At 33.8% G+C, this 5777-nt stretch carries 6 protein-coding genes; all 6 read left to right on the top strand.

What is annotated here, in order from left to right; all coding sequences use genetic code 11:
- Positions 1 to 256 precede the first annotated feature (256 nt).
- Positions 257 to 1138 carry a heme o synthase gene (gene cyoE, locus V7056_RS17275; protein WP_499703646.1) on the top strand — a complete coding sequence of 294 codons (882 nt, stop codon included), beginning with the start codon at positions 257 to 259 and terminating at the stop codon, positions 1136 to 1138.
- A 94-nt stretch (positions 1139 to 1232) separates the two neighbouring features.
- Positions 1233 to 2276, top strand: coding sequence for a cytochrome c oxidase subunit II (gene coxB / locus V7056_RS17270; protein ID WP_499703645.1), 1044 nt, complete (start codon positions 1233 to 1235; stop codon positions 2274 to 2276).
- Positions 2277 to 2307: 31 nt separating this feature from the next.
- Entirely contained in the window at positions 2308 to 4164 is a 1857-nt protein-coding gene (ctaD, locus tag V7056_RS17265; RefSeq protein WP_499703644.1) for a cytochrome c oxidase subunit I, read from the top strand.
- Positions 4164 to 4787 carry a cytochrome c oxidase subunit III gene (gene ctaE, locus V7056_RS17260; protein ID WP_499703643.1) on the top strand — a complete coding sequence of 208 codons (624 nt, stop codon included), beginning with the start codon at positions 4164 to 4166 and terminating at the stop codon, positions 4785 to 4787. The genes ctaD and ctaE overlap by 1 nt, the downstream gene beginning before the upstream one ends.
- A 3-nt stretch (positions 4788 to 4790) precedes the next feature.
- Positions 4791 to 5132 carry a cytochrome c oxidase subunit IVB gene (gene ctaF, locus V7056_RS17255; protein WP_499703642.1) on the top strand — a complete coding sequence of 114 codons (342 nt, stop codon included), beginning with the start codon at positions 4791 to 4793 and terminating at the stop codon, positions 5130 to 5132.
- Positions 5133 to 5435: 303 nt separating this feature from the next.
- Positions 5436 to 5777 (top strand): cytochrome c oxidase assembly protein (locus tag V7056_RS17250; RefSeq protein WP_499703641.1); only part of this gene is annotated, 342 nt, incomplete at its 3' end.

Below are 5777 nucleotides of genomic sequence, written 5' to 3'. Positions count from 1 at the left end.
AAATAATTAATTTTATAATTAAATAGTATTTAGTATTGAAAAGCTAGTCTGTTTACGTTAAAATTTTTTTGAAACGTACACAATTTGTTCATATATTCATCACAAATATTTCATTTGATTTAGTTTAATAGAAATAGGTTAAAATTTAATAATGATTAAAACAACATTATATTCGTTTAATGAAATATGAAGTTTTGTTGAAAAGAGGAGGATTGACTTGGAACAATTAGCAAATAATGTTTCTAATGATAGGGAAATGGATCATCCTTCTTCTTCACTAAAGAAAGATTTACTTTCTTTAATGAAAATAGGGATCGTGAATTCTAATATACTGACAACGTTTACAGGAATTTGGTTAGCTATCCAATTAAATGGATTAGATATATTAGAAACTTTACCAAAAGCAATTTTAACAATTATAGGTTCATCGTTAATCATTGCAGGTTCTTGTGTAATCAATAACTATATTGATCGAGATATTGATCCATACATGGAAAGAACCAAAAATAGGCCAACTGTAACAGGAAATATCAAACCAAGTGTTACAATTTCGATTGGAATTATGTTACTAATCGTTGGTTTTACTTTTATGGCTTTTACTACTTTAATGGCTGTTGTATATGCATTTATTGGTGCATTTACATATATCGTACTATACACTCTTTGGACGAAACGTAATTACACGTTAAACACAGTAGTAGGTAGTATATCTGGTGCAGCACCCCCATTAATTGGATGGGCAGCGATTGATGCGAATTTGCATTTTATTGCTTGGATGCTGTTTTTAATCATGTTTATTTGGCAACCACCACATTTTTTAGCATTAGCAATGCGTCGCTCTGAAGAATATAAAAGAGCAGGTATTCCTATGTTACCAGTGGTGTACGGATTTGAAATGACGAAACGTCAAGTGATGATCTGGGTACTTTGTTTATTACCTCTGCCATTTTACATGCAAGATCTAGGTTTACCATTTATTATTTTTGCAACAATATTGAATGTAGGATGGATTGTATTGGGAATTTATTGTTATAAACTTAAGGACGATAAAAAGTTCTCAAAACTAATGTTTATTTACTCAATAAATTATTTAACACTTCTGTTCATGTCAATGATTGTGTTTACAATTTCGTTTTAGTTAGGGGTATTACGGGGGAAATTTTATCGTTTGTTTAATCTTATTTTCAAATAAGAATGAAACACTTTAAATTGAAAGAGGGGGAAGTATACTTATGAAACATTGGCGATTAGTCTCGCTAATTTCCTTGATAGCAGTGATATTGAGTGGATGTGTTGGTAATCCAAATCAATCTACATTGATTCCTCAAGGTGAAGTAGCAGAAATGCAGTACGAGCTTATGAAGCTAAGTACTATTATTATGGTATTTGTTGTTGCTGTTGTAACAGTACTTTTCCTTTATGTTGTCGTTAAGTTCCGTCATCGTAAAGGGGAAGAAGATGTAATTCCTAAGCAAGTTGAAGGTAGTCATACTTTAGAGCTTCTTTGGACTATTATTCCTGTTATCTTACTTATCATTTTAGCAGTTCCAACTGTATCACAAACTTTTAAGCTTTCTGATGAAAAACAAATCGCAAAAGATGAGAAAAAGAAAGATGCAATTGTTGTAAATGTAAACGCTCATCTTTTCTGGTGGGAATTTGAGTATCCAAAATCAAAAATTGTCACGTCTCAGGACATGATTATCCCAGTTGGAAAAAAAGTAATCTTAAACTTAAAAGGTGAAGATATTAAACACTCATTCTGGGTACCATCATTAGCAGGTAAAATTGATACAAACGTTGAAGGCACAAACAGAATGTGGTTATCAGCAGATAAAGAAGGTACATATAATGGTTTTTGTGCAGAATTTTGTGGTCCTTCACATTCTTTAATGCAATTTAAAGTAAAAGCTGTTAGTCAAGAAGAGTATGATCAATGGTTAGTTTCGATGAAAGATCAAAAAGGTCAAGCTGTAACTGCAGATGCTAGTGAGGGAGAAAAAATCTTCCAACAAAGCTGTATCGGTTGTCATGCTGCTGATGCAAATGACACAAGACCACCAGCTGCACGTCTTGCACCTAACTTAGCTAATTTCGGTGACCGTGAAATGGTTGCTGGTATTAAAGATAACAACGAAGAAAACTTAAAAGCATGGTTAAAAAATCCTGAATCAATGAAGCCTGGAAACCTAATGACAGGTAAATATGGCGACTTATCTGATGAAGAGATTGATGCTTTATCTGCTTACTTACTAAGCTTAAAAATTGCAAAATAATGGATGGATATGAAGCAAAGGGGGTAATACTGTGAGTTCTGTAGGGCATAAGAAACCACTTATATGGGACTATTTAACGACAGTCGACCATAAGAAAATTGCGATCCTGTATTTAATAGCAGGAGGGCTTTTCTTCTTAGTTGGTGGAATGGAAGCGTTATTTATTCGATTACAATTAGCAATTCCTGACAACACCTTTTTAGTAGGTGATGCGTATAACCAAGTATTAACAATGCATGGTACTACAATGATTTTCTTAGCGGCAATGCCGTTAATATTTGCATTCTTTAACGCGATCGTGCCTTTACAAATTGGTGCACGTGACGTAGCATTCCCGTTCTTAAACGCTTTAGGTTTTTGGTTATTCTTCTTCGGTGGAATATTCTTAAACTTAAGTTGGTTTTTAGGTGGAGCACCTGATGCAGGTTGGACTTCATACGCAACATTAGCTTTAGCTAGTAAATCTCATGGAGTAGACTTCTATTTACTGGGTCTACAGGTTTCAGGTATTGGTACATTAGCTGGGGGTATTAACTTCTTAGCAACAATTATAAACATGCGTGCACCTGGTATGACTTATATGCGTATGCCACTATTTACTTGGACTGTATTTGTTACTTCAGCATTAATTTTATTCGCTTTCCCAGCATTAACAATTGGTTTAGCATTATTAATGTTCGATCGCCTGTTTGGTACAGCGTTCTTTGACGCTTCATTAGGTGGTAACTCAATGATCTTTGAACATTTATTCTGGATCTTCGGACATCCGGAAGTATATATTCTTATTTTACCAGCCTTTGGTATCTTCTCAGATATCATTCCAGCATTCTCTAAGAAACGCTTATTCGGATATTCTTCAATGGTATTCGCAACAGTATTAATTGGTTTCTTAGGTTTCATGGTATGGGCTCACCATATGTTCACTGATGGACTTGGTGCAGTTGCAAATGCGATCTTCGCAGTAGCAACAATGGCAATCGCTGTTCCAACTGGTGTTAAAATCTTTAACTGGTTATTCACAATTTGGGGCGGTCAAGTACGCTTTACAACAGCAATGCTTTGGTCAGTTGCATTTATTCCATCATTCGTATTAGGTGGAGTAACTGGTATTATGAATGCTGCAGCTCCTGCTGACTATCAATTCCATGATAGTTATTTCGTAGTAGCTCACTTCCATTACGTAATTGTAGGTGGGGTAGTATTCGGTTTATTCGCTGGTGCACACTACTGGTGGCCAAAAATGTTTGGTAAAATTTTAAATGAAAAATTAGGAATCCTAACTTTCATTTTATTCTTTATTGGTTTCCACTTAACATTCTTTATCCAGCATTTCTTAGGATTAATGGGTATGCCTCGTCGTTACTTTACATATTTACCAGGACAAGGTCTAGAAACAGGAAACTTAATTAGTTCAATTGGTGCAGCCTTCATGGGTCTTGCAACAATCGTATTATTAATCAATGTAATTTACACAGCTGTTAAAGGAGAAAAAGCAGAAGGCGACGCTTGGGGTGTAGGTCGTACACTTGAGTGGGCAATTTCTTCTCCAGCTCCTGAATATAACTTTGCTCAACTGCCATACGTTCGTGGATTAGATGCATTATGGGTAGAAAAAATGGACGGTAACGGTAAAATGACACCAGCTGAACCATTAGGTGATATTCATATGCCAAATTCATCTATTCTTCCATTCGTTATGTCACTAGGATTATTTATTGCTTCATTTGGGGCACTATATAATGATGGTTTAAAAAATCATACAGCAGTAGGTGTTTTAATCCTTGGCTTAGTGATTACGTTCGGATGTATGTTCTTACGTTCATGGATTGATGATCATGGTTATCATATTCATAAAGAAGACTTAGCGGACGAGGGGGTTAAAGCATAATGGAAATGAATCAAAAATTTACTGCTGAAACGTTCCCGCATAACCCTGAAAAAGCAACCGAAGAAGGTAAAAATAAGTTCTTAGCATTTTGGCTATTTCTAGGTGGAGAAACAGTATTATTCGCTTCATTATTCGGTACGTTTTTAGCGTTAAGAAACTCTACTGCAGGTGGAGCAAGTGCAAGTGAAATGTTCGAACCTAAATTAGTATTCATTGCTACAATGTTACTTTTAACATCTTCACTAACAAGTGTATATGCTATGTATCACATGAAAAATTTCGAACATAAGAAGATGATGCTATGGTTAGGAATAACATTATTATTAGGTTTAGGTTTCTTATTATTAGAAATTTACGAGTTTAAACATTATATGCACGAATATGAGTTTACAATGAAAAGTAGTGCATTTGGTTCTGCATTCTATACATTAGTTGGAACACATGGTGCTCACGTATTTGTTGGGTTACTTTGGATTACTACACTAATGTTAAGAAACGCTGGAAGAGGTTTAAATTTATACAATGCACCTAAGTTCTATGTAGCAAGTTTATACTGGCACTTTATTGACGTTGTATGGATTTTCATCTTCACAGTAGTATACTTAATGGGAATGGTGGGATAAGGCATGGGTACAAATACAAACTCTCATCAAGGTCACAATCAAGTTGAATTAAAGTATCACAGACGCAAACATCAAGAAGAAATGAAGCAACAAGTTATTTCGTTCTTATTCATGATCGTTTTAACACTAGCTTCATTTGCAGCTGTCATTTACCGTGAACATATGGATGCATATTTCACAGTACCGTTTATTTTGTTATTAGCGGTAGTTCAATTAGTTTTCCAACTTTATTACTTCATGCATATGAAAAATAAAGGACATAGCACAACGTCATTCTTCTTATACTCTGGATTGACAGTTGCGATCATTACACTATTAACATTCTTAACTTTAATCTGGCTGTAAAGAAAAGAGGAAGTGAATCATATTCACTTCCTTTTTCTATGTCAAAATAGTGTCGGTGAAGATAGTCATTCCTTCAACTTATATAATGAATAATAATTTTATTTAGACATAATTCTGTCATACTTAAATTTGAACAAATTGTTAATACTGGTATATAATTTAGTAGTATAATAGTTTGAATTGTGTATTTTTCTATTATAGAATCTAATTACTACTAAGATGCTTTCTTTTTCGCCATCATTATATTAATGTAAGCAGTAGTGATCAATAAGAGTGAATTCAAGAGATAAAGGGTGTGCATCGATGATTAATTTAAGTATGTTCGGATTCAAAGCTCTTTGGAGTCCTTACTTATTCGTATTTTTACTTTTGGTAATTGCTGGTTATTTTTATTTGATTCATAAATATCAATCAAAACAAAATGTAACGGAAACAAAACAAAAAGTCTATTTTATACTTAGTATCGCTATTATTTATATCGCACAAGGTAGCCCAATTGATTTAATTGGTCATATTATCTTTAGTGCACATATGACAGAAATGGGCTTATTGTACTTAGTTGCTCCAATATTTTTGATTATCGGTATTCCTAATTGGCTATGGAAAAAAATATTAAAACCTACATTTGTTAATGGCTTTTTTACT

The sequence above is a fragment of the Bacillus sp. JJ664 genome (assembly GCF_036962205.1).
Classification (GTDB): domain Bacteria; phylum Bacillota; class Bacilli; order Bacillales; family Bacillaceae_G; genus Gottfriedia.
This window is presented reverse-complemented; position numbering and strand designations above follow the sequence as displayed.

Bases quoted from the DNA above. Each gene is read 5' to 3' on its own strand.
- ctaF (WP_499703642.1), top strand. From the start codon at position 4,791: ATGGGTACAAATACAAACTCTCATCAAGGTCACAATCAAGTTGAATTA.
- coxB (WP_499703645.1), top strand. From the start codon at position 1,233: ATGAAACATTGGCGATTAGTCTCGCTAATTTCCTTGATAGCAGTGATA.
- cyoE (WP_499703646.1), top strand. From the start codon at position 257: ATGGATCATCCTTCTTCTTCACTAAAGAAAGATTTACTTTCTTTAATG.
- ctaE (WP_499703643.1), top strand. From the start codon at position 4,164: ATGGAAATGAATCAAAAATTTACTGCTGAAACGTTCCCGCATAACCCT.